Below are 23,911 nucleotides of genomic sequence, written 5' to 3' on the forward strand. Positions count from 1 at the left end.
GTACCCAAACCCGAGCATAGGAGTGATGATGTTGAGAAAATGGAGAAAGCTTACCCTGTCGTTCATGCTGAGTGTAGTGACTGCAAGCGGTGTAACGGCCGGACTGGGCGTCCTGCTGCCTGAACGTGCCTCTGCCGCAGCTAACGCGGTTCCAGCGTATGAAGTAAAGTTTCTGGCGGACCCTGATCTTGTACTGAACAGCAGCGGATCGCCGCGCAGCGAGGTCATGGATATACTGGAGCTGAATTCTACTCCACAGGCCATTCGTGTCGAGTATTTCGATACGGACACGCTGGAGCTGAACAGCAAGGGGTGGGATGTGCGGCTGCGCAAAAAAGAAGACAAATCCGATTATGAATTGACGTACAAGAAACGTTATCCTGTCGTGAACGGAAATATCCAGGCAGCGCTCACCCTGGCGAATCAGGAGGGCTTCGATGCCTCAGATGACAACTATGAAGCAGAGGTGGATTGGGGGTATGGCAAGCAGACCCTTAGCTTCTCCAATACCAAGAAGGTCAGCACCAAAGCCGCCGGAGCCGTACTTCCCGCTGAGGATGACGCCCTGGAGCTACTGCTGGACAAGCTGCCAGGCAAATTGAAGAACTGGTCTGCCTCGAACTGGGGGAAGCAGAAGCTGTCAGCCTCCCGGGCGCACGGCCCGTTGACCTTCGAGCGGTATACAGGCACCTGGAACAATCAGGAGCTTACTCTTGAGGTATGGCCAGTACGTGACGAGGCGGGAAGCGACATCCAGAATATTGTGGAGATCTCATTCAAAACCGCCGATAGCACCAGCGTAACCGGATTACGTGCCGGACTGATGAGCCTGCTGAACGCCGAGGGCTGGCTTCTTCCTGCCGATGGCCTCAAAACCCAGCTGATTCTGGAACGGTATTAGCGTAATCGTCCATTAATATTCACTTATAACTCGAACAAGAGCACTGCCGCACCCTTCATAAGGGTGATACGGCAGTGCTCTTCCAGTGGTATGAATCTGCGAGAGACGACTCCCCGCTGCCCAGTATGTCACTTTCACAGCGCAACAGTCTTCGCCTTAGCATCCTCAAGCAGCATTTGAATCAGCGACTGCAGCGGCAGAGACTTCCACTTCTTCGGATGCAGCAGGAGTTGCAGGTCGAAATGAATCTCAGGGTGGGCAAAAGCCAGCTCCGACAGATTCCCCCGCTCAATCTCCTCCTCCGCCACTATTCGCGGCAAGAGCGCAATGCCCAGCCCGTTGCGGACACAGCGCTTGATCGCCTCCAGATTCGACAGCTCAAAACCAATCCGGAACACAATCCCGTGCTCCCGCAGCAGATTCTCAAACAGACTGCGGTAGATACAGCTCTCCTCGGAGACGATCAGCTCACAGTTGTTCAGATTCTGGAGTGTTACCCGTTCCAGCCGGGCCAGCGGATGACTGGCAGGCGCCACCAGGACAAGCGGCTCTTCACGGATAATCGTGCGCGTAAGCTGGCTGTCAGTGGTGCTGCGGTCCAGCAGCAGGCCCATGTCGACCTCGCCGTCTCTGATTTTGGCCATCAGGTTGGCCTCCTGCTCGGTCTGCAGATGGATATTCAGTCCGGGGAACATCGTCCGTAGCTGCTGCAGGAACGGCGGCAGATAGAACGCTGCCAGAGAGTCAATAGTACCAATCGTCAGCGTTCCGCCAATCTGCTGGGCAATCGTCTCCTTGGAGCGGTCATACAGGTCGAGGATCTCCACGAACAGCTTCAGGAGCTCTTCCCCCGGCGGAGTCAGCCGTAAGGCCCGGCCATGCCGCTCCATCAGGGGCACTCCGTACTCCTTCTCAATCTTCTGTATCTGCATCGTGACGCTGGACTGCGCATAGCCCAGCTCTTCAGCCGCGCGGGTGAAGCTCTGCCGCTTCGCCACCTCGCGGAATGTCCGCATATAGGTTAAGTCCACCTGTATCACCCTAACATCAATATTTTTGATAACCTTCATCATTTATTATAGCTAACGGCGATGGAATAATCCATGGTACAGTAAGATAAACGGATTATACAATGTTGGAGGACGATATTCATGTTAACAGAAGAACAGATTTATGGAATCTATGTTCCCGTGGTCACCCCGTTCCAAGCTGATGGCGAGATCGATCTGGAATCGTATCGGCGTTATGTGAACACCATCATCAAGAACAGTATTCATGGTCTGGTCGTCAATGGAACCACTGGAGAATCGCCCACAGTCAATATACAGGAATTGCAGACCCTCGTGGATGCTTCACGCGAGCTGCTGAAGTCCACTTCCATTCCACTGGTCGTAGGCACCGGTACGAACGATACGCACTCCACAGTAGCCCGCACCGAGCTGGCCGCGAACGCCGGGGCCGATGCCGCCCTTATCGTTGTTCCTTATTACAGCCGTCCTTCCCAGGAAGGGATCATCGCCCATTTCCGCAAGGCGGCTGAGGTCGGCCTTCCCATTATCGCTTATGACATTCCCGGCCGCGCCGGAGTGGGCATGACGGTGGACACCGCGCGTACGATCCTTGAGATGAACAATGTAGTCGGGTTAAAAGACTGCTCCGGCTCCCCGCAGCTGGTCTCCGAGCTGTCCCGCGGCGGCTCAAAGCCGGTGCTCTGCGGCGACGACCTGCACTTCTTCGAGATGCTGGGCTACGGAGCCGCCGGCGGTATGTTAGCCTCCGCCAACGTACATACCGCCCGTTACCTCAGCATCTATGAGCAGTATAGAGCGGGCCAGGTGGAAGATGCCCGTGCTGCCTTTGACCAGCTCGTGCCGCTGATGCAGCTGCTGTTCAAGGAATCCAACCCCGCGCCGATCAAATGGCTGCTCAGCGCACGCGGCGAGATCGCCTCGGACACCCTGCGTCTGCCGATGACCTCGATCAGCTCCGCATTGCGCGAAGAGCTGGGCGCTTATCTTGCGGGATAATCCTTTGCCCGCAACCAGTATAACCCCAAAGAACCCGCCGCTCCGGCTGACAGCCTGGAGCGGCGGGTTTTTATTAACGGGCATTCATCTTTGGAAGCTTGGAAGCTTATCCGTTACTTCGGCATCTTACGGTTAAACCGGTTGGAGTTCGGATTAGGATTCGGCTTACGCGGCTGAGAGGTCTGCGGCTTCTTCGCCGGAGCTGCCTGATTTTTGTTCGCCGGTGCGCTTGGGGTCTTCTTCGCTTGCCCGCCCGGAGCTCTATTGCCCGGAGCCTGTTGCGCCTTCTTCACTGGAGCGGCCTGGGCTTTATTGCCCGGCTTAGCCTGTGATTTGCCCGCACCTCTGCCCGGACGCTCAGCAAGCAAGGCCAGATCGGCCGCCGGCATCGGATAGGCATTGTCCCTTACCTGCGGGATCGTCTTGCCGATCACCTTCTGGATATCCTTCAGGTACGGAATCTCCTCGGCTTCACACAGCGAGATCGCCACGCCGCTCATGCCTGCGCGGCCGGTCCGGCCGATCCGGTGTACGTAAGTCTCCGGGATATTCGGCAGGTTGAAGTTGATCACATGGGACAGCTCATCAATATCAATCCCGCGGGCAGCGATGTCAGTAGCGACCAGTACTCTGGTCGTCCCGCCCTTGAAGTTCCTGAGCGCATTCTGGCGTTCGTTCTGCGATTTGTTGCCATGGATCGCCTGAGCGGTGATATTGTTCCGGGTCAAATCCCGGGCAACGCGGTCAGCCCCGCGCTTCGTGCGTGTGAATACCAGTGCGGACACAATTGACTTATCCTGCAGCAGGCGGTTCAGCTGCTTCTGCTTGTTCCCGGTCTCCAGCAGATAGACTGACTGCTCGATTCTGTCCACGGTAGAGGATACAGGCGTAATCTCAATTTTGACCGGATTGACCAGCAGCGTCTTCACCAGCTGTGAGATCTCCGGCGGCATGGTAGCGGAGAAGAACAAGGTCTGCTTCTTGGCCGGCATCTTGGCGATAATCCGCTTCACATCATGAATGAAGCCCATATCTAGCATCCGGTCCGCTTCATCCAGCACCAGAATCTGCACATGCTGCAGGTCCACACGCTGCTGACCGATCAGATCGATCAGTCTTCCCGGGGTAGCAATCAGGATGTCCGCTCCAATAGCAAGCGCGCGCTCCTGGGCTTTCTGTGACACTCCTCCGACAATTGCCGTTGAACGGATTGATGTGAACTTGCTGTAGGCTTGAATATTCTCTTGTATTTGCAGCGCAAGCTCCCGGGTCGGGGTCAGAATCAGCGAACGGATCTTCTTTGCGCTGCCGGATCTGCCCGGCTGCTGGCTAAGAAGCTGAATAATCGGCAATGAGAAGGCTGCCGTCTTGCCGGTGCCTGTCTGGGCACAGCCCAGAATATCCCGGCCGGTAAGTGCCGCAGGAATCGACTCTTCCTGGATCGAGGTCGGGGATGTATAATTTTCGAGGCTTAGCGCCTTGAGAATCGGTGGGATTAAGTTCAATTCATTAAATGTCATTTGATCTCCTTTATCTTGAATCCATGGATTTATTCATTTAAGCAAGTCATAACACATAATGATAACATAGATTACCCAATATGAGAATTCAGATTTTCTCAGCAGCATACAATTAACCCCCAGCAGAAACTGCAACCTCCCAAAGCACGCAAAAAAAGCAGAGGATCGCTCCCCTGCTCTGCTCTTTGTATACGGTATAAAACTAATCTACGATTTCAGCGGTATCGCCATTGCTGGCACCGGCAGCATTCGCTTCATCGGTGTCGATATGCATATCCAGCTTGAAGTTGTCGGATACGCGCGCAATAACGTTCTCCAGCACCAGGCCGCGTTCGCCGCCGAGGCGTACCTTCAGAAGCTGCTTGTCGGCGATGCCCCAAGCTTCGGCTTCAGAGGTGTGGAAGTGGATGTGGCGGGCAGCTACGATTACACCAGTCTCAAGCTCAATTTCACCGGCTGGTCCTTTAATCGTGATGCCTGGTGTTCCTTCAATATTGCCGGACTCACGGACAGGTGCCTTCACGCCGAGGCTGAATGCGTCTGTGCGGGAGACTTCCAGCTGCGAAGCCGGACGGGCAGGTCCGAGAATTCTTACTTTATCGAATTTCCCTTTGGTACCAATGACAGCCACTTGCTCGTTAGCTGCGAATTGTCCAGGCTGGGACAGGGGTTTGAACTCCGTCAATTGATAACCTGGGCCAAACAATGCTTCTACATGCTCCTGCGTAAGGTGAATATGCCGGGCCGACACACCTACGGGTACAGTCTTGCTCATTTTGTAAGTCACTCCTTGTATTTTCTCTAGTATCTGTACAAGCCACTGAACATTATACCTCTTCTTACCCGAAAATAAAAAGATCCATGTCACAATGTGCTGCTTTTTTTCGACATTTTACGAATTTGTGAATGGAATTGCCCACATTTATCCATCCCTTTTATTATGCTCCCGCTGCAGCAGGAGTTGGACCTGTCACTGAAGGTAATTGCTTCTCCAGGTAACGGAGCGCATTCCCGTACAGCCAGCCTCTCACCTCTTCCTCCGGGTAATAACGCAGCAGCAGTCCCGCGAACTCCGCATATTGGCCCGGATGCTCCAGCCCCTTCACCCAGGCATCAATGCCGTCAAAATCCGAGCCGAACATCAGCACTCCGCTTCCGCCCAAGCCGCAGATATGCTCAATGTGCCTCCGTACATCGTCACGTTCCGCCCCGCCCCCATCCCGGACAAACCAGGGGACAAAGGTCAGTCCAATTCGTCCGTTCATAGCAATCATCGCTTTGATCTGATCATCGCTTAGATTACGGGGATGCCCGCAGACGGCAGCCGCATTCGAATGAGAGGCAATAAAAGGCCGCTTACTCAGCTCTGCGAGCTCCCAGAAGCCGGCCGGTGCCAAATGGGACACATCCAGCAGCATCCCGCTTCCGTTACACCATTCAATGAGCTGCCTTCCCCGCTCGGTGAAGCCGCCGGCCCTCCGCTCCAGTACGCCGTCTGCGGCCCAGTTGGCATAGTTCCAGGTGATCCCCATGAAGCGCACCCCAAGCTCGAAGCATAGCCGGGCATAGAACAGATTGCCCTCCAGACCGTCCACGCCCTCCAGAGACAGCATTCCAAAGGGCGGTCCCGGCAGACCGACCTCCTTCACCTCTTCCTTCCAGCGCAGCCACCGGAGGCCCCCGGGTCCGGCTACCTGCTCACGGAAAGCTTCAATCTGACCGAGAATATCCTCGAATCGTGCCCGGCCATGCACCGCCGACAAATAGATTGCAAATACCTGAAGTGCGACATTCCCCTCCTCCAGCCGTTCTCTGGTCACATCCAGCCGGGGATCATTGCCGAAGTTTATCCCGGGACTGGCCTGCAGCTTGTTCAGAACATCGCAGTGAAAATCAGTCACGTTCAGCTTCACGCTCGCCATCCTTAATCAGCCCTCTTTCTTCCGGATCTCTGCTAAGGGATCAACTGTCTATCTATATGTATGCCCCCGGATGCTGAAACAGTCAGAACAGCAAAAAGCCTGTTTACCTAATAGTAAACAGGCTAAATCAACAATCAATCTCATAATTATCTGGGTTCAACGATAAGCTTGATCGCCGTCCGGTCTTCCCCGTCAATCACGATATCTGTGAATGCCGGAATGCAGACCAGATCGACTCCGCTAGGTGCAACAAATCCCCGGGCGATGGCAACAGCTTTGACTGCCTGGTTCAGTGCTCCAGCTCCAATCGCCTGTAGCTCGGCCGATCCCCGTTCGCGAAGAACACCTGCTAATGCGCCAGCAACGGAATTTGGATTGGATTTAGCTGATACTTTTAATACCTCCATAGTAAGTACCTCCCCTGGGAAAATGATGGTGTTCTTCTTCCACTACAGTAGATGTTATTCGCGGGAGAAGAATTAATTCCTTCTTTTTGCGGACTACTCCGGAGAAAATAGTTCAAAAGATACTCTTTTTCGATATAATAAATATCACACTTTACCCAAAACAAAAATCATTTTTACCGAATTACCTATTTGCTTGTCAATGGCTTAACTCATCACCCATTCATCTTCACGCAGCCTGATCTTCTCTACCCGTGTCGCCTTCCCTGTCGCTTCATCCAGTTCAGCGAATAAACCGTGCAGCTGCCATTTACCTTCATCCACGACGAACCGGGAAGGAAGCTGCGTTGTAAATTTATAGAGAATCGCATCCTTTTCCATACCCAGAATTCCTTCCCTTGAACCAACCATACCGGCATCGGTCAGGTAAGCCGTTCCGCCGGGCAGAATGACCTCATCATTGCTCTGCACATGAGTATGGGTGCCAACCACAATCGAGGCTATACCATCCATGAAGTAGCCCATCGCTATTTTCTCGGAGGTGGCTTCGGCATGGAAATCCACCAGGATGCATTTGTGCTCCCTGCGCAGCTCCTCCACAATCTCCTCACCGATCCGGAACGGATCATCAATTGCCGGCAGGAAGGTCCGGCCCTGCAGATTCACAATCGCCAGCTGCTTACCGTTTCCCTTCACGACCGTATACCCTCTGCCCGGTGTTCCCGGCGGGAAATTGGCCGGACGAATAATCCGCGGCTCGTCGTCGATGAATTCGAAGATATCCTTGTTGTCCCAGGTGTGATTCCCCATAGTGATCCCATGGATGCCCCAGTTGAAAAACTCATTGGCAATCGCGGCCGTAATTCCTCTGCCGGCTGCCGCATTCTCACCGTTGGCGATAATTACATGCGGCTGATATTTACTTTTTAAGGAAGGCAGCATTTCACGCAGCGCTTTTCTGCCTGTATTGCCTACGATGTCTCCGATAAATAAAACTTTAATGATCTTCTCCTCCTATGTCGTATAGTAAGTAGGTCTTTCAACCAAAAATCGCTGCATAAGTATAATTTCACCTATTCTAGCTTCTTCCAAACGCTTCTCCCCCAGCGGAGAAATACATAATTCAAGCGGGAACGGCTATGCCGTCCTTTTTAAGGACGGCACCCGTTTCAGCGGGAAATATAAGGATAAGTTATCGCGTGGAACAGATAAATCCTTATATTTCAAGAAAAAAAGCCCCGCATGGGGGCCTTCTTCCTGTGTCTATTTGGCGTATTCTACAGCGCGGGTCTCGCGGATAACGGTAACCTTGATATGACCCGGATAATCCAGCTCACTCTCAATCATCTTCGTAATATCGCGGGCCAGACGGAAGCTCTCAGCATCATCAATCTTCTCAGGCTGCACCATTACGCGAACCTCACGGCCCGCCTGAATGGCATAGGATTTCTCGACGCCCTCGAAGGACTCCGAAATCTCCTCCAGCTTCTCCAGACGCTTGATGTACGTCTCCAGGGTCTCACGGCGTGCGCCGGGACGTGCAGCCGACAACGCGTCAGCAGCTCCGACCAGCATTGCAATCACCGAAGTAGCCTCGCAATCCCCGTGATGGGAAGCGATACTGTTGATAACCACCGGGTGTTCCTTGTACTTCTTCGCCAGTTCGACGCCAATTTCAACATGCGAACCTTCCACTTCATGATCAAGCGCTTTGCCGATGTCATGAAGCAATCCGGCACGTTTTGCAAGCACGATGTCTTCCCCAAGCTCACCGGCCATCAGTCCAGTCAGATAAGCAACCTCCATCGAGTGCTTAAGTACGTTCTGACCGTAGCTCGTACGGAATTTCAGGCGGCCCAGAATCTTGATGAGATCCGGATGCAAGCCGTGAACGCCAACCTCGAAGGTAGCTTGTTCACCATATTCGCGAATCCGCTCATCCACTTCCTTGCGGGATTTCTCCACCATTTCTTCAATCCGGGCAGGATGAATACGGCCATCCGCCACCAGCTTCTCAAGTGCCGTACGGGCCACTTCGCGGCGGATCGGATCGAATCCCGACAGAATAACTGCTTCCGGTGTATCATCAATAATAAGATCAATCCCGGTAAGAGTCTCCAGTGCCCGGATGTTACGGCCCTCACGGCCAATAATCCGGCCCTTCATCTCTTCATTCGGCAATGTCACAACAGATACCGTAGTCTCCGCCACATGATCAGCTGCACAGCGCTGAATCGCCAAGGTAATAATCTCACGGGCTTTCTTGTCCGCTTCCTCCTTGGCCTGCTGTTCAATCTCCTTAATCATCTGGGCAGTTTCATGACGGACTTCCTGCTCCACATTGCTGAGAATGATACTTCTGGCATCATCAATGCTCAGATTGGAGATACGCTCCAGTTCAGTTACCTGATTCTTGTAGATCACATCAATTTGCTGTTGGGTCTCATCAATTCGTTTCTCTTTGTTAGCTACCTGCTCTTCTTTTCGTTCAAGCGATTCCATTTTTTTATCCAGCGATTCTTCCTTTTGCAGCAAACGTCTCTCTTGCCGTTGGATTTCATTCCGGCGTTCACGAGTTTCTTTCTCAGCTTCGGTACGGATTCTGTGAACTTCGTCCTTGGCCTCCAGTACCGTTTCCTTCTTCAGCGCCTCAGCCTCTTTCTTCGCGTTCTCCACGATGACTACGGCTTCCTTCTCTGCGCTTGAAATTTTAGCTTCTGCAAGGGATTTACGAATAAAATAACCGAATCCAAAGAATGCTGCAGCTACAACGAGAACGATAATGACCCAGATCAGTGTTTCCATCTGTTCACCTCCTCGTTGACATCCTCCAAGGCTCTTTCCTTGGGTAAGTGTGCAGTTGTTAAACTATCCGTTCATCACCATACAAAAAACCGGTAATCCACCGATTGCCATACTGCACATGCTGCACATGCACACTGCCCGCCTTATACGGCGTTAACATATTCATATGAGTGGTACGTGAACCGGAACATAAGAGTCTGCTTTTTGGGAAGGAAAAAGGATTCTTAGTTTATGCCGATTCATGTTATATTTTATTCTTTATAAAAAGACCTTGTCAAGAGAGTCGATAACCGCTTGAAAGTCAAGAGAATCAATCCGGGAAGTACAGCTCCTCTTCATCAGGGCCGGAATCCTCCTCTTCCCGCAGTATTCCGAGCACCCGGCGCACCAGGTCACCGGAGAATCCGCGCCGCATCAGATAGGCTCCGGTCTTCCGGCGTTTATCGCTCGCGTCTCCGCGGAGCAGGTTCCATTTCTTCCGGCCGGTCTGCAGCGCACTCTCCAGCTCCTGCTCAGGGGTGATCTCCTCCAGCGTTTCAGCAATCAGTGACGGATCAATGCCCTTCTCACGCAGCTCCTGGCGAATCCACATCTTCCCCTTGCGCTGGTAGGCCATCCGCTGCTCGGCCCACTGCCTGGCGTACAGGGGATCATCCAGCAGCCGTTCATTCTGCAGCCGCAGCAGCACTTCGGCTATAACAGTCTCCCCTATTTCCTTCTCTCTTAAACGGCGGGCCATCTCCTGCGTGGTTCTTGGCTTGCGTTCCAGATATCTCAGACCTTCCACATAAGCCCGCTGGCGTTCATCAGCTGCGACAATATCCTCCAGATCAGCCTTTATGAATGTGCTCCCGGTTATCATCCGGTATTTAATCATAATATCTTCGTGAACAGTTATGCTATAGGTTCCGAAATGAATCAGATACCGGTAATTCGACTTCTTCAGGCGCTCCACACGCGTAATGACCAGTTCTTCATCCTCGGGAAAATCCGCGAGCACCTGCTCTTCCTGTTCCTCGGGTTCCGGATTCAACTGAATGACCATGCTGTAACTCTCCTTATCCCACAAAAAATTATAAAATGACCCCACAAAGTGGAGCTTTAGCGTAGGTGAGAGCTCAGGTACTTTGCGGGGACCTCAAAACATATAAATTCTATTAAGAAAGAGCGCCCGGTCAAATCCTGCACAGGGCGCTCTTCGAACTTATCTTCTATTCAATCTCAAGCAGCAGCTTCTCTTCTTCCTCCTGCTCGGCCGCAGCCTCCGCTTCAGTCGGTGCAGCAACCAGAGTTGATAAGTTGCTGGCTTCACGAATCTTGTTCTCGATCAATAGGGCGATATCCTGATGTTCCTTCAGGAACTGCTTGGAGTTCTCACGGCCTTGGCCCAGACGTTCGCCGTCATAGGAATACCAGGCTCCGCTCTTGTTGACGATATCCATCTCGGTTCCGATATCGACCAAGCTTCCCTCTCTGGAGATTCCTTCACCGTACATGATATCCACATCCGCTTGCTTGAACGGAGGTGCTACCTTGTTCTTCACAACCTTGATCTTCGTGCGGTTACCTACCACATCATTGCCCATCTTAATGCTCTCTACACGGCGTACATCCAGCCGGATTGAAGAGTAGAATTTCAGGGCGCGCCCGCCTGGCGTAGTCTCAGGGTTACCGAACATAACGCCGATCTTCTCGCGGAGCTGGTTAATGAAGATCGCAATCGTATTCGATTTGTTAATCGCACCGGACAGCTTACGGAGTGCCTGAGACATCAGGCGGGCCTGCAGACCGACGTGGGAATCACCCATATCTCCTTCAATTTCCGCCTTCGGTACCAGGGCAGCAACTGAGTCAACTACAATAATGTCTACCGCGCCGCTGCGCACAAGTGCTTCGGCAATCTCAAGAGCCTGTTCTCCCGTATCCGGCTGAGAGAGAAGCAGTTCATCAATGTTAACGCCCAGCGCATTCGCATACTTCGGATCAAGCGCATGCTCGGCATCGATGAAGGCAGCTTGTCCGCCCTGCTTCTGTACTTCGGCGATTGCATGGAGCGCAACCGTTGTCTTACCGGAGGATTCCGGTCCATATACTTCAATAATACGTCCTTTGGGAAGTCCGCCAATACCCAGTGCAATATCAAGAGCCAAAGATCCGCTAGGTACAACTTCCACTTTCATGTGAGTCGATTCGCCCAGTTTCATAACCGAACCTTTACCGAATTGTTTTTCTATTTGACGAAGCGCCATCTCCAGCGCTGCACGACGATCTGACAATCAGACCACTTCCTTCACTGTTTATAGTATTATAATAACTTGTTTTTGGGGTCTTGCCAAGCATTTTTTAGAACATACATTCGTTTTTTTTGACTTCCGGGATCCGTCTTCCTTTTAATGTAAGATTATGCCTCCTTCCAGTGAAAGCATTCTTATCCATAATTATAAACAAAAAACCGCAGCATGATTGCTCAAGCCACGGTTCTTCCGCATATCTGAATTATATAACGGCCCGGGCGGCTATTGCAAGGCCGAGCCATCCAGCGGAGTGGACACCTTACGCTCTTCCAGGCGGCGCCATAGGCGGTACAGCAGCGCCTTCACGGTCCGCAGACGAATATTCTCCCGCGTTCCCTTAAGGTTCAGCTCATAGACCTCCGTCTTGCAGTCCCGCTCTGCCAGCCCCACAAACACAAGACCGACCGGCTTGCGCTCTGAATACCCCGGGCCGGCCACCCCGGTAACAGACAAGCCGAAGTCTGTATCACCAATCATACGCACCTGCTCCGCCAGTACCTCGGCGACCTCCCGGCTTACCGCTCCGGGAGCGTCGGGGCCTTCCAGCATGGCCGAAGGCACATTCAGCAGCTTCTTCTTGATGTCATTGGAATAACAGACAATCCCGCCGGCGAACATAGAAGCGCTGCCCGGTATGTTCGTGATGCTCTCCATGAGCAGACCTCCGGTGCAGCTCTCGGCGGCGCTCAGTGTCAGTCCGGCATCCGCCATCCAGTCGACAATCAGCTGCTCCAGCGGCACATCGATGTTGGCATAAAGGTGCTCCGGCAGAATGTCGGCAATCTTCTTCTCCAGCGCATCCAGCTTAACCATCGCCTCGCGTTCGGATGGAGCTTTCGTGGAGATCCGTACGGTCACTTCGCCTTCCTTAGCGTATGGTGCAATGGTCGGATCACTCTGGCTGCGGATCAGCTCGATCAGCTTATCCTCCAGCAGCGATTCGCCGATGCCTGCGAACTTGAGCATCTTCGAGTAGATCGGCATTTCATTCGTCAGGGCGTGCTGCTGCAGCCAAGGCTTGGCCTTCTCGGTGAACATCGGCTTCATCTCCCGGGGCGGCCCCGGCAGCACAATGTAGTACTTGTCCTCTTCAGCATAAGCAAGGCCAACCGCAAGGCCGATATCGTTGGCGAGCGGAGTGGTCCCTTCAATCACCAGCGCCTGCTTGCGGTTATTCTCCGTCATCACAATCTTGCGGTCATCGAAGAAGCGCTGCACATGATCCATAGCAAGCTGATCGATATGAAGCGTGCGGCCTAAGGCCGCCGCCAAGGCGTCCTTGGTCAGATCATCCTCCGTCGGACCGATCCCGCCTGTGAACAATATAATATCCGCCCGGCTCTGCGCAATCCGAATCGCCTCCAGCAGACGGTTTTTGTTATCTCCCACCACTGTCTGAAAATATACGTCAATGCCTAACGCCGCCAGCTCTGTTGAAAGAAACTGCGCATTGCTGTTCACGATTTGTCCAAGTAGAAGTTCTGTTCCAACCGCAATAATTTCCGCTTTCATAGCTGGCATTCTCCTCCTGAGTGTAGTAAATCTGTGAAGTTCAAGTTATATAAATTGAACTGATGGTTCTATGTTCTCGGATTAGCTGTGACTTCAAAGAAGCTCTAAAACTCCAGCAGCTCCTTATTCTTGACAAAGTAATCGATGCCTGAATAAATCGTAATCAGCGCCGCTGCCCAAATCGCAATATCATCCACCGGGATGCTGACGAACTGGAACGGGAAGTTGTTCAGCAGCAGCAGCGAAATAGCGACGATCTGGATGACCGTCTTAACCTTCCCCCATTGGCTGGCAGCCACAACCTTCCCTTCCAGCAGCGCCACCTGGCGGAGACCGGTCACGGCAAACTCACGGCTGATAATGACAATAGCAATCCAGGAGTCGCATCTGCCCAGCTCGACCAGAGAGATCAGAACAGCCGAGACCAGCAGCTTGTCCGCGAGCGGATCGAGCAGCTTCCCGAGATTGGTGACCATGTTATATTTTCTGGCTATGTAACCGTCAATTCCGTCTGTACTGGCGGCAAGCAGGAAAATCACCGCCGCGACCAGATGGTTCACTGACAGCTGAAAGGAGCCCCAATGGATCGGTTCCGGGTAGAAGCTGAAATCCACCAGCAGAAAAAACATCATAATCGGGATAAGACAAATACGCGCTAATGTAATGCGGTTGGGCAAATTCACTGAAGTTCCTCCCCTAGTCCATACGGATCCGGTATTCCACATTTTTCTTTAAAACTGCCTAGCTAGTATATTATAGCCACAATTGGCTGTCAAAAAAACAGAAAGCACCCCGCAAAGTAAGGGATGTATACACTGCGGGGTACATAGGCTTACTTTAAATTGTTAAACTGCAGGTCAAGAGGCAAATCAGCTTTGCGCAGAAGCTGGATGATTTGCTGGAGATCATCGCGGCTTTTGCCGGTTACCCGGATCGTATCTCCCTGGATGGTGCTCTTGACCTTGAGCTTGGAGTCCCGGATCAGAATATTGATCTTCTTCGCATTATCCTGGTCGATCCCCTGACGCAGACCCAGACGCTGGCGCACTGTGCCCAGAGCTGCAGGTTCCACCTTGCCGTAATCCATATTCTTGAGCGTGATTCCACGCTTCACCATCTTGGTCTGAAGAATGTCTATCACCGCATTCAGCTTGTACTCGTCCTCAGAGGTGATGATCAGCGCATCCTTCTCCAGCTTGAGGCTGCTCTTGCTGTTCTTGAAGTCAAAGCGGTTCGCGATCTCCTTCTCCGTCTGATGAACCGCGTTGGTCAGCTCCTGCATATCCATTTTGGATACGATATCGAATGAACTCTCTGAACTCATGATTCCACTTCCTTTATCTACAATTAGTCTGTACCTATTATATGAGATAGGGGCTATGAAGTCTAATACTGGAAAGAGAACGCCGTCTTAGCTGCAAAAAAACACGTCTCCCGGATCCGGGAGACGCTCACTTCCCTATTACCTGTTCCGAGCAGGAGCCCGGAACATATCCAGAATCCCCAGCAGAACATGTGCCAGTCCAAAGCCCAGTATGCCATAGCCCCAGGCACTCGGTGTCAAATAATACCCGAGGAGGCTGACAATAATGCCAAGCCCTGTTACAATCCAGCTGACGGTCATGAGAGAATACACCTCACTTTGGCGAAAGAACTGTAAATCACTTCTAGGTTCTCCAATCCGCCAAAGACTATACATAGAAGCTGCTATTCTCCGGTAGTGCTGCCATTAGCAGCATTATCGTTCGAACCGCTGTCCAGTTCCAGGAGCAGGCGCGAGGAAGTCTTGCCGTCGGTAATTGCCTGTCCATTCACGGTAATGGCTGTAGCCGGTGAATATCCTGACTTGATGTACATTCCTTCACTGTCTAAGGTAAAGCTCATGGTATCTCCGGCCTTGGTGTTCCCGAAGCTGAGCTTCTCCCCCTTAGAATTCTCTCCCTTATACACCTCAAGCCAGCTGACCCCGGAAGCGGCAATCTCTACCTGAACCTGGCTGCCGGCAGGCGCGGAGACCTTGTAAATGGTAGTCTTGCCCGATTTGCGGTCCTGGGTAACGGTAACCGATCCGGTAGACGGTGACGGAGATGGAGACGGCTCCGGTGTTGCAGAAGGAGCTGCCGTCGGAGAGGCTCCTCCATCGCTTGAAGCAGGCTCATTCGTTGCTGCCGGTACAGCTCCGCCGCCTGCCGCCGTTGGCGAAGCCTGAACCTTGGACGGGTCTTGCGTTGCCGTAGTCAGGCTGCCGTTATCGGCCTTTTCCGGCTCCGAGTCATTCATCGTTGAAGATGCATATAAATAGATGACCACCAGGATCAGCACAGGGAATGTCCACATGAGCAAGGTGGGCAGCCACTTGGGATTGCGCTGCGTCTCCGGCTTGCGGCTGCGCTTCTGAATCACAGTCTCCATGGTGGTATCTACAGGAGCTGCCGGAACATTGCCATGCTCCTCCATTAACTCATCGGGGTTAACCCCTACTGCCTCTGCATAGGTTTTGATAAAGGCCCGGACATAGAAGCTGCCGGGAAGCACTTTATAATCACCTGCTTCGATGGCCTCCAAATATTTTTTGCGGATCTTTGTTACTTCCTGGACATCATCAAGACTCATCCCTTTTTGCAGACGTGCCTCTTTCAAATGCCGGCCCAGTTCCGACATACCATCACCTCCCAGATTGAGAATATATTAAAGATCATCACTGTAGCTTGTCGTAAACGACTCGTACAATATCTCTTCATTCGGCGCGTTGCGCAGCTCGATAATGATATCGAAGTCATCAAACGTATACTCGGATTCACGCACAAAAATATCCGGATGCTCAATCACCTTGGTGCTTGGCATACTCATGACATTCTGCAGCAGGTTATAGTGCTTCTCATTGGAGCGGATCGTACTGACAATCCCGTCAATGATAAAGACATTATGCGGGTTCATCTCATCTTCGGCCAGCTGGCTGCGGACCGTCTGCCGCAGAAGCGTCGACGAAACAAACGTCCAGCGCTTCATCGCGCAGACGCTGCCGGCAATAATTGATTCCGTCTTCCCTACACGGGGCATACCTCGTAGTCCTATAACCTGATTACCGTCCCTCTTAAACAATTCTCCAAGAAAATCAACCAGCAGCCCGAGTTCATCCCGGGTGAAACGGAAGGTCTTGCGGTCATCAGAGTCGCGGTCTATATATCGTCCATGACGGACAGCCAGACGGTCCACCAGCCGGGGTGTACGCAGAGCTGTGACCGTTATATTATCCACTTTCTTGAGCATCTCGCCCATCAGCATGATTTTATCGTCGTCACTGGTCTCCAGCAGCATTCCGCGGGTCTTGCCCTCCACACCGTTAATGGTCAGAATGTTGACTTCCAGCATCCCCAGCATGGAAGCGATATCGCCAAGCAGACCGGGTCGGTTCTTATGTATCTTATACTCCATATACCATTGTTTATATTCCACTTTGCGCACCTCATAGATTCCTTTTCCCTGCATGTCGTTCTCTATACACGGGTCATGTTAATGATATATAAAAAAAAATTGAAAGGCAAGGACACGATTGTAATAATTGCAGAAAAGCTCCCGCGAGGGGAGCTTGTTCCGCATACCTATGCGTTTTTCTTCGCCAGTTTGACCATGAGTGCGGCAATGGTATGCTTCTCGTCATCCGTTCCGACATCCCACAGCTCTTTGATGGCCCGGTTGGAATAGTTGCCCGGATCGACCTTCTTGTCGAGGAATTCCCCGATTTCAAAAGCCAGCTTGGTGATGGTCTCGTCGCTCATCCCCATTTTTTCCGCCTGAATGACCCGGTCTCCCAAAAAGCTTTTCCAGGTATCAAAGTTCTTCACTACAGAATCTGTTGACATCTTAAATCCTCCTCGGGGTTGTGATGATTTTGAGATTTAGAAGCAACAGTTATAATATGTCTCAAGCCGGAAATTCTTATGCTGGAGCATTTCTCCAGCGCGCTTAGGTAATCCAGCCGCCGTTCGGACTGATGATCTGCCCGGTGATATACCCCGATTCGGGCAGTGCCAGAAAATAGACCAGTGACGAAATCTCTTCAGGCGAAGCGAGCCGCCCGGCAGGAATCTCCTCCTCCAGCATCTTCACCTCGTCTGCGTGCAGATTGGCCAGCATAGCGGTCTGCACCGCTCCGGGCGCTACTGCATTCACAGTAACCTTCGAGGGGGCCAGCTCCTTAGCCAGCGCCTTGGTGAACGCATTCACTCCCCCCTTGCTGGCCGAATAGGCCACTTCGCAGGAGGCGCCGGAAATTCCCCATACGGAAGAGACATTAATAATCCGCCCGTAACGCTGGGAGATCATATAAGGCATGAAAATCTGGCTGCACAGGAAGGTACCCTTCAGATTCACCGCCATAATCTCGTCCCACTCCTCCTCTGTCACATCGGCCAGCATCCCATAATGGGCTTTTCCGGCGTTATTGACGAGAATGTCCGGCATCATGCCGCTGCTCTCCAGCCTCTCGGCCATGCGCACAAGCTGGCTGCGGTCCTTCATATCTGCGGCTACGGTCATTACCTTCGCTCCCAGCGCCATACAGCGCCGGGCCACATCATTCGCCGCTTCGTGCGAATTCATATAATGAATAACAATGTTCATCCCGACCGAAGCAAAACGCTCGGCGATTGCCCCGCCGATTCCCCCGCTGCCCCCGGTTATGAGCACTGTCATCTCCCCAATCGGCTTGCTGTCCTCTCCCGGCAGCATCATTCAGGGCTCACCACAAGCGACACCGCCAGCTGTTCCCACTTCACATGGTCGCGCAGCCGGTTATTCACCTCTTCCAGCGTAATCGATTCGTACAGGGGAAGCACTTCGAACAGATCTCCGCCGTGGAACTGGTAACGCGTGAATTCATGGGCGATGGTCTCCGGCGAATTCAGCATACGGAGATAGCCGCCGATTTTCTTTTTGCGGGCCCGCTCGAAATCCTTCTCCGCGAAGCCCGTCTCCAGAATATGGCCGACTTCCTCCTTGATCCGTTCAAGCAGCAGTCCCGGATCTCTGGTATCGCCGCCGATGGCCGAGAATGCATATTGCGGAGAGCTGTTGAATTCATGACCGAAGCTGTCGGAGATCAGATCTTCATCGTAGAGCTTCTGATATAGCGGCGTGCTGCTGCCGAGCAGCAGATCCAGCATCAGCTTGGTAGTCAGATCCCGGCGCACTGCCGCCTCTCCGCTCAGGCCATCCACCTTCTCCTTGAACCCGAACATCATCTTGGGGATGGAGACAGCCAGTCTGCTCTCCACATGCTTCGAGGCAACCTCATCCGGCTCCCGGTCGAACATGCGGGTGATTTCACCCTGCGGCTCATAGCTTTTCCCCTTCTGATTGTTGCGGATCAGTTCAAAGACCTGCTCAGGATCAACACCGCCGACCACAAACAGCAGCATATTGCTGGGATGGTAAAAGGCATTGTAGCAGGTGTACAGCGTTTCCTTGGTGATGGTCGAGATGGACTCGATGGTGCCGGCAATATCGATATGGACCGGATGGGTGGCATACATCGCTTCAATCAGACCGAAATAGACCCGCCAGTCGGGATTATCGGCATACATATTGATCTCCTGGCCGATGATCCCCTTCTCCTTCTCCACATTCTCATCGGTGAAATAGGGCCGCTGCACGAAATCAACCAGGGTGCTGAGATTCGTCTCAATATTCTCCGTAGCCGAGAAGAGGTATACGGTCTGATCAAAGCTTGTGAAGGCATTTGCGGAAGCGCCGTTCGAGGCAAAGGTAGCAAAAATGTCGCCCTCCGGCTCCTCGAACATTTTGTGCTCCAGGAAGTGGGCGATCCCGTCTGGCACCCTGATCTCTTCCCCGCCGGCCACCTTAAAGTGATTATCTACAGAACCGTATTTGGTGGCGAAGGTAGCATAGGCTTTGCGGAAGGCCGGCTTCGGCAGCACATACACCTGCAGGCCGTTGTCCATAACCTCGTGATACAGTGTCTCTTGCAGTCTTTCGTAATGGAGTTTGCGCACCGTTATTCCCCCTTCCCTGTCAGGAAATAAATCGTATCCAGCTGGAATGTCTCCGCCGCCGCCTTGACCTCTGCCGCACCGGTGCGCTCCACCTGCTCCATCAGCTCTTCAGCAGAACGGTCTTTGCCGGACAGCTGCCGGTTGAAATCGAAGGAGATCAGCTCAAACGCGGAATCCTGAATCTCCGAGAGCAGGTTGCGGATCATCGCTTTGGTCTGGCTAAGCTCAAGCTCGCTGATGCTGCCGGCCCGCAGCTCATCCAGCTGCTTGCGGATAATGTCCACCGCCTTACCGTAGTTCTGGCTCTCGATACCGGACTGGATCGTGCCGATCCCTTTATGCCCGTCATACCGGGAAGAAGCGTAATACGCCAGGCTCTCCTTCTCCCGCACATTGACGAACAGCTTGGAATGCGGATATCCGCCGAGTATGCCATTGTACATTAACGCAGCAGCGTAACTGTCATCTTTATAAGTGATTGAGGTGCGCAGGCCCATATTCAGCTTGCCCTGATTGACATCCAGCTTCTCCTCCACGGTCCGCACTTCGTCCACCTTCACAGGCTTGAAGTCCGAAGCATACGGCGCCGGTGCTGCATGGCGTTCACCCCCAAAGTGGGCCGTTACCAGCTTCTCCACTTCCTCAGGCGTGGTGTCACCAACCACATATAGGTCCAGGATGGCACCGTTCAGCCAGGATTGATAGGTCTTGTAGAGTGATTCCGGTGTAATGCCATCCAGATCGGCCCTTTGGCCCAGCGGATGCAGACGGTAGGGCTCGTAACGGCACATTTCTTCGATGCAGCGCTCGGCCGCATAGCGGATTTTATCGTTGACAATGGCCTCCAGCTTCTTGCGGATCGTCTCGCGTTCGGTAGCCACATAAGAAGCGCGGAAGCTTCCGGCTTCCATCAGAGGGCGGGTAAGCACCTCTCCCAGAAAAGCAAAGGACTCTTCCAGCAGGCTATCCTTGCTCTGTACAAAAGAATCATTAATCGTGTCCATCCGGAACTGGACAATCTGATAATCCCCTCGCTTGTAAATATCAAAGCCGAAGCCTGCCCCGTACAGCTCCTCCAGTCGTTCACGGAACTGGGTGGTCTCAGGGTAAGAAGCCGTCCCCCGGCGAAGGACAAAAGGGACCAGCGCTGTAGCTGTTACTGTACTCTCTTCAAGCGGAACGCCGGCATATAGTGAAATGGCGAATGTCTTGAACGCTTTGGTCGGCAGGACATGAATACGCATACCGGCGGCGCTGCCGTGGTGAAATCCGTTATTTGTCAATTCCAAAACTCCTTTACGGCCCATTACGGCTGGATAGATGCTGTATTTCACTGCTGTATATCAAGTGTATGAAGTATTATCCATTCTAAACCATTCCAAAGTAAGGAAGCAACCGGAGGACGGCATCCGGTTGCTCTTAGCCATGATTCTATACAGGGCGCTTCCAGGGAAGCTCTCAGACCTGTACGCCCGCTGTTACATGCAGAAAATATGCTGCCCGATGGTCTTCACCTGCGGACGGGACCAGATCCATTTGGAGGTCGCTGTCTTCGGGTTAAAGTAATAGATACAGCCGCCTGAAGGGTCCCAGCCGTTCAGTGCCTGCTGTACCGCCTTGCGTGCCTGCTCGTTAGGCTCCAGATAGATCTGCCCGTCGGCTACCGCAGTGAAGGCGCCCGGCTGGAAGATGACCCCGGATGGGGTGTTCGGAAAGCTGGGCGATTTCACACGGTTGAGAATAACCGCCGCTACCGCCACCTGTCCCTCAAAAGGCTCCCCGCGTGATTCCCCGTATACCGCGTTTGCCATGATCTTCAGATCATTCTCGGAGAGCCCCATCGTATTGCCGGACGACAGCCCGGCCGTGTTCGTCTTGGCTGCATCGGAGCTTCCCTGGGTATTCTTCTGGGCAGTAGACGTCTTAGGCTCGGTCGGCTTCCAGGCCTTCGTAGCATTGTATAGCTTGAGCTTGGTTTTGGCCCCGACCACACCGTCGGATTTCAGGCCGAACTTCCACTGAAACCAGGTAACGGCATTTTTGGTTTTGGTTCCGAACTGGCTGTCAATTTTACCGTCAAAAAAACCGAGATGCTTCAGTCTTCCCTGCAGCTCATAGACATCCTGACCGGAGGACCCCAGCTTCAGCGGGGTTGTTCCAAAGACAGGCATGGCCTCTCCCTCAGCCCCCGGGTATTCCGCTGCCGGCGATGAATGCTGGGCCGGCTCGGCATACAGCCGGTCCCGGTCTTGTAAGCTAACGCCCGCAAACGGTACGGCTGCCAGTGCAAGAGTCAATACGGCAATCATCCATTGCTTATGTTTGGTCATGTTCGCTCTACCTTTCTCTTGGAGGTCTGCATGAATAGCTAAGGTTATTATGACGACTGGCAGGACTTCCTATGCATGACCGCAAAACAGGGAAAGTCGTAAATGCATTGCAACTGAGAATGATTATCAAATATACTTGAGTTATGAATCAACAGGAGCTGAGAAGAATCATGGATTTTAAGGATCATATCGTGCTGTGGAACCATGCTACTGTAGAAGTTATTGATATCCGCAAAGCCTCATTCAGTGCCGGACAACCTCCGTTGAAGTACCGTCTTCCGGCTAGTACATACCTGTATATCGTTCGCGGCAGCGCAAGTTTGCTTATAGATGACAGCCCGTATGAAATTAGAGGCGCAAGTGTCTTTCACGGGGGCAAAGGCACCATGATCCAATTGCTGAAAACACAGGAAATATTGGATTATTACCTTATTATGTACCGCTCTGCGTTAACCTTGCCTGCCCGGCGAAGCCTAACGGCGCTTTTGGAACGGAGCAGGCCTTTTACCGGAACCTATCACTTCGTTCCGGCTCATCCCCTGCCACTGTATGAGATTCTGGACCAGATGTATAATGATTGGCAGACACGCCATGCCCTGGAGCATCTGCATGTCAAAGCCCTGTTCTATCAGTGGGTCCATGAGCTGCTTCATCAAATGCAGGGACAGGAGCTGCAGCCGCTTAGAGCAGATGTACTTGACCAGGCCGTACGGTATATGCACCATTCTTACAGCAGGCCGTTCACACTGGATACACTTGCCGAGACTCTGGGCACAAGCCCGAGGACTTTATCGAGATTATTCCGCATGCGGCTTAAGACCAGCCCTGCCCAATATCTGTTGCAGATTCGCATGGATAAGGCCCGTGAGCTGCTGCTGGGCACAGAAACCACACTGCATGATATTGCGTCTGCTGTGGGGTACCCGGATGCATATTCTTTTGGCAAAATGTTCAAGAAGCACTTCGGAAGCTCGCCGGTGAGGTACAAAAATTCTGTGCAGGCCGCTCCCTTGTGGCGGGATATGCCATCTGCTCTGTCTGTATATGACATTGCCCGTGAAGACACTCTCCGATATATTGATGATGATAATCATTATCAATATAATCTTAAAGGAGCGTCATCCATGTTCACAACAGCTAAGCCATCTCTACTGTTAACCTTGTTGTTATGCTTCACCATAGTATTAAGTGCCTGTTCCTCAGGTACTACTGGCTCTAACTCAGCGGGCAACACCAGCCCCTCACCGGCCTCTTCTCCTGGTGCCGCTGCAATCGCCACCCCATCTCCAGACAACACTGCGGCCGAGTCACAGACCCGGACAATCACTACGGTAAAGGGAGACATTGAGGTGCCCACCAATCCTCAGCGGGTCGTGGTGCTCTACTTGCTGGGCGATGTTCTGGCACTGGGCATTAAACCTATCGGCGTGTCGGACGTATCCGAAGGTGCTGCCTTCGAGGAGGAATTGAAGGAAGTGCAGAAACTGGGCACCTGGTTCGAGGCTAATCCGGAGGTAATCCTGTCGCTGAACCCTGATCTGATCATTGTTCCTTCCGAAGAAACCTACGAAGCGCTGCACAGTATCGCACCAACGGTTCTGGTTCCTTATGAGCAAATGACGACGGAAGAGCGGGTCGGATTCATCGGACATATCTTCGGCAAGGAAGACGAGGCGGCCACTCTCCTGAGCAACTTCAATTCCAAGGTGGAGGAGAGCAAGCAGAAGCTCCAAGATGCGGGAATTCTCGGCTCGACGGTCTCCATCATGGAAGGCGGCGCAAAGCGCCACATGGTCGTGGCTATGAGCAAACAATACGGCCGGGGTTCGCAGGTCATTTACGAATATCTCGGAATGAAGGCGCCAGAGCTGCTCCAGGCCAAAATCGATAGCGAGACCGAGGCTGAAGGCGACTCCATCTCCTTTGAAGTTCTTGCTGATTACAGCGGGGATTATATCTTCCGTTCCTCCTATGACGGGATGGCTGATCTGACTGGGGACCCGCTCTGGAACAGCATCCCCGCAGTCAAAGAAGGACGTCTCATAAATATGGACTTCGGATTATCCTATTACAGCGATATCTATTCTTTGAACGCACAGCTTAATTTCATTGTTGAGCGTTTACTTGCAGCACCACGGGTGAAGTGATACTGTACTCCTTCAAAACAAAAGCTGTCCCATGC

General features: G+C 52.6%; 23 protein-coding genes. 3 read left to right on the plus strand and 20 right to left on the minus strand.

The window, feature by feature from the left end; translation table 11 throughout:
• Positions 1-28: 28 nt before the first annotated feature.
• Complete coding sequence (locus K1558_RS21450) at positions 29-901, plus strand: hypothetical protein (protein WP_238653864.1); 873 nt, start codon at positions 29-31, stop codon at positions 899-901.
• Between the two features lie 134 nt (positions 902-1,035).
• On the opposite strand, the gene K1558_RS21455 is transcribed toward K1558_RS21450, so the two are convergent.
• Positions 1,036-1,932, minus strand: coding sequence for a LysR family transcriptional regulator (locus K1558_RS21455; RefSeq protein ID WP_238653716.1), 897 nt, complete (start codon positions 1,930-1,932; stop codon positions 1,036-1,038).
• A 120-nt stretch (positions 1,933-2,052) separates the two neighbouring features.
• Here K1558_RS21455 and dapA point away from each other — a divergent pair, with 120 nt between their 5' ends.
• A complete protein-coding gene (gene dapA / locus K1558_RS21460; protein WP_238653717.1) occupies positions 2,053-2,928 on the plus strand; it encodes a 4-hydroxy-tetrahydrodipicolinate synthase in 876 nt (291 codons plus the stop codon).
• A gap of 113 nt (positions 2,929-3,041) precedes the next feature.
• On the opposite strand, the gene K1558_RS21465 is transcribed toward dapA, so the two are convergent.
• From K1558_RS21465 to sleB, 19 genes are all read right to left on the minus strand, one after another.
• Positions 3,042-4,448, minus strand: coding sequence for a DEAD/DEAH box helicase (locus tag K1558_RS21465; RefSeq protein WP_238653718.1), 1,407 nt, complete (start codon positions 4,446-4,448; stop codon positions 3,042-3,044).
• 202 nt (positions 4,449-4,650) lie between these two features.
• Positions 4,651-5,223, minus strand: a complete 573-nt coding sequence (pduL, locus tag K1558_RS21470) for a phosphate propanoyltransferase (protein ID WP_238653719.1) — start codon at positions 5,221-5,223, stop codon at positions 4,651-4,653.
• 163 nt (positions 5,224-5,386) lie between these two features.
• Positions 5,387-6,370: a dipeptidase gene (locus tag K1558_RS21475; protein WP_238653720.1), complete on the minus strand. Its 984-nt coding sequence runs from the start codon at positions 6,368-6,370 to the stop codon at positions 5,387-5,389.
• A gap of 146 nt (positions 6,371-6,516) precedes the next feature.
• The gene (locus tag K1558_RS21480) at positions 6,517-6,777 is read right to left on the minus strand and encodes a stage V sporulation protein S (RefSeq protein ID WP_238653721.1); all 261 of its coding nucleotides are present in this window, start codon (positions 6,775-6,777) and stop codon (positions 6,517-6,519) included.
• A 204-nt stretch (positions 6,778-6,981) separates the two neighbouring features.
• Entirely contained in the window at positions 6,982-7,776 is a 795-nt protein-coding gene (locus tag K1558_RS21485; RefSeq protein ID WP_238653865.1) for a TIGR00282 family metallophosphoesterase, read from the minus strand.
• A gap of 261 nt (positions 7,777-8,037) precedes the next feature.
• Positions 8,038-9,579: a ribonuclease Y gene (rny, locus tag K1558_RS21490; RefSeq protein ID WP_238653722.1), complete on the minus strand. Its 1,542-nt coding sequence runs from the start codon at positions 9,577-9,579 to the stop codon at positions 8,038-8,040.
• Between the two features lie 310 nt (positions 9,580-9,889).
• Positions 9,890-10,624, minus strand: a complete 735-nt coding sequence (locus K1558_RS21495) for a regulatory protein RecX (RefSeq protein ID WP_238653723.1) — start codon at positions 10,622-10,624, stop codon at positions 9,890-9,892.
• Positions 10,625-10,790: 166 nt separating this feature from the next.
• Positions 10,791-11,855, minus strand: a complete 1,065-nt coding sequence (gene recA, locus K1558_RS21500) for a recombinase RecA (protein ID WP_274528694.1) — start codon at positions 11,853-11,855, stop codon at positions 10,791-10,793.
• A gap of 240 nt (positions 11,856-12,095) precedes the next feature.
• Positions 12,096-13,385, minus strand: coding sequence for a competence/damage-inducible protein A (locus K1558_RS21505; protein ID WP_238653724.1), 1,290 nt, complete (start codon positions 13,383-13,385; stop codon positions 12,096-12,098).
• Between the two features lie 104 nt (positions 13,386-13,489).
• Positions 13,490-14,068 (minus strand): CDP-diacylglycerol--glycerol-3-phosphate 3-phosphatidyltransferase, encoded by a 579-nt coding sequence (gene pgsA / locus K1558_RS21510; protein WP_238653725.1) that lies wholly within the window; start codon positions 14,066-14,068, stop codon positions 13,490-13,492.
• A gap of 149 nt (positions 14,069-14,217) precedes the next feature.
• A complete protein-coding gene (locus tag K1558_RS21515) occupies positions 14,218-14,709 on the minus strand; it encodes a YajQ family cyclic di-GMP-binding protein (RefSeq protein ID WP_238653726.1) in 492 nt (163 codons plus the stop codon).
• Between the two features lie 138 nt (positions 14,710-14,847).
• On the minus strand, positions 14,848-15,009 hold the full coding sequence (locus K1558_RS21520) for a hypothetical protein (RefSeq protein ID WP_238653727.1): 162 nt from the start codon (positions 15,007-15,009) through the stop codon (positions 14,848-14,850).
• 83 nt (positions 15,010-15,092) lie between these two features.
• A complete protein-coding gene (locus tag K1558_RS21525; protein ID WP_238653728.1) occupies positions 15,093-16,046 on the minus strand; it encodes a RodZ domain-containing protein in 954 nt (317 codons plus the stop codon).
• 27 nt (positions 16,047-16,073) lie between these two features.
• The gene (locus tag K1558_RS21530; RefSeq protein WP_238653729.1) at positions 16,074-16,841 is read right to left on the minus strand and encodes a DUF3388 domain-containing protein; all 768 of its coding nucleotides are present in this window, start codon (positions 16,839-16,841) and stop codon (positions 16,074-16,076) included.
• A gap of 146 nt (positions 16,842-16,987) precedes the next feature.
• Positions 16,988-17,248 carry a DUF3243 domain-containing protein gene (locus K1558_RS21535; RefSeq protein WP_238653730.1) on the minus strand — a complete coding sequence of 87 codons (261 nt, stop codon included), beginning with the start codon at positions 17,246-17,248 and terminating at the stop codon, positions 16,988-16,990.
• Positions 17,249-17,351: 103 nt separating this feature from the next.
• Positions 17,352-18,119, minus strand: coding sequence for an elongation factor P 5-aminopentanone reductase (gene ymfI, locus K1558_RS21540; RefSeq protein WP_238653731.1), 768 nt, complete (start codon positions 18,117-18,119; stop codon positions 17,352-17,354).
• Positions 18,116-19,399: an EF-P 5-aminopentanol modification-associated protein YfmH gene (gene yfmH / locus K1558_RS21545; RefSeq protein ID WP_238653732.1), complete on the minus strand. Its 1,284-nt coding sequence runs from the start codon at positions 19,397-19,399 to the stop codon at positions 18,116-18,118. Before yfmH ends, ymfI begins: the two co-directional genes overlap by 4 nt.
• Before the next feature lie 2 nt (positions 19,400-19,401).
• On the minus strand, positions 19,402-20,643 hold the full coding sequence (yfmF, locus tag K1558_RS21550; protein ID WP_238653867.1) for an EF-P 5-aminopentanol modification-associated protein YfmF: 1,242 nt from the start codon (positions 20,641-20,643) through the stop codon (positions 19,402-19,404).
• Between the two features lie 234 nt (positions 20,644-20,877).
• The gene (gene sleB / locus K1558_RS21555; RefSeq protein WP_238653733.1) at positions 20,878-21,729 is read right to left on the minus strand and encodes a spore cortex-lytic enzyme; all 852 of its coding nucleotides are present in this window, start codon (positions 21,727-21,729) and stop codon (positions 20,878-20,880) included.
• Positions 21,730-21,899: 170 nt separating this feature from the next.
• Here sleB and K1558_RS21560 point away from each other — a divergent pair, with 170 nt between their 5' ends.
• A complete protein-coding gene (locus tag K1558_RS21560; protein WP_238653734.1) occupies positions 21,900-23,876 on the plus strand; it encodes an AraC family transcriptional regulator in 1,977 nt (658 codons plus the stop codon).
• The last annotated feature ends 35 nt before the right edge of the window (positions 23,877-23,911 follow it).

The sequence above is a fragment of the Paenibacillus piscarius genome, assembly GCF_022234545.1.
Classification (GTDB): Bacteria; Bacillota; Bacilli; order Paenibacillales; family Paenibacillaceae; genus Paenibacillus_AQ; species Paenibacillus_AQ piscarius.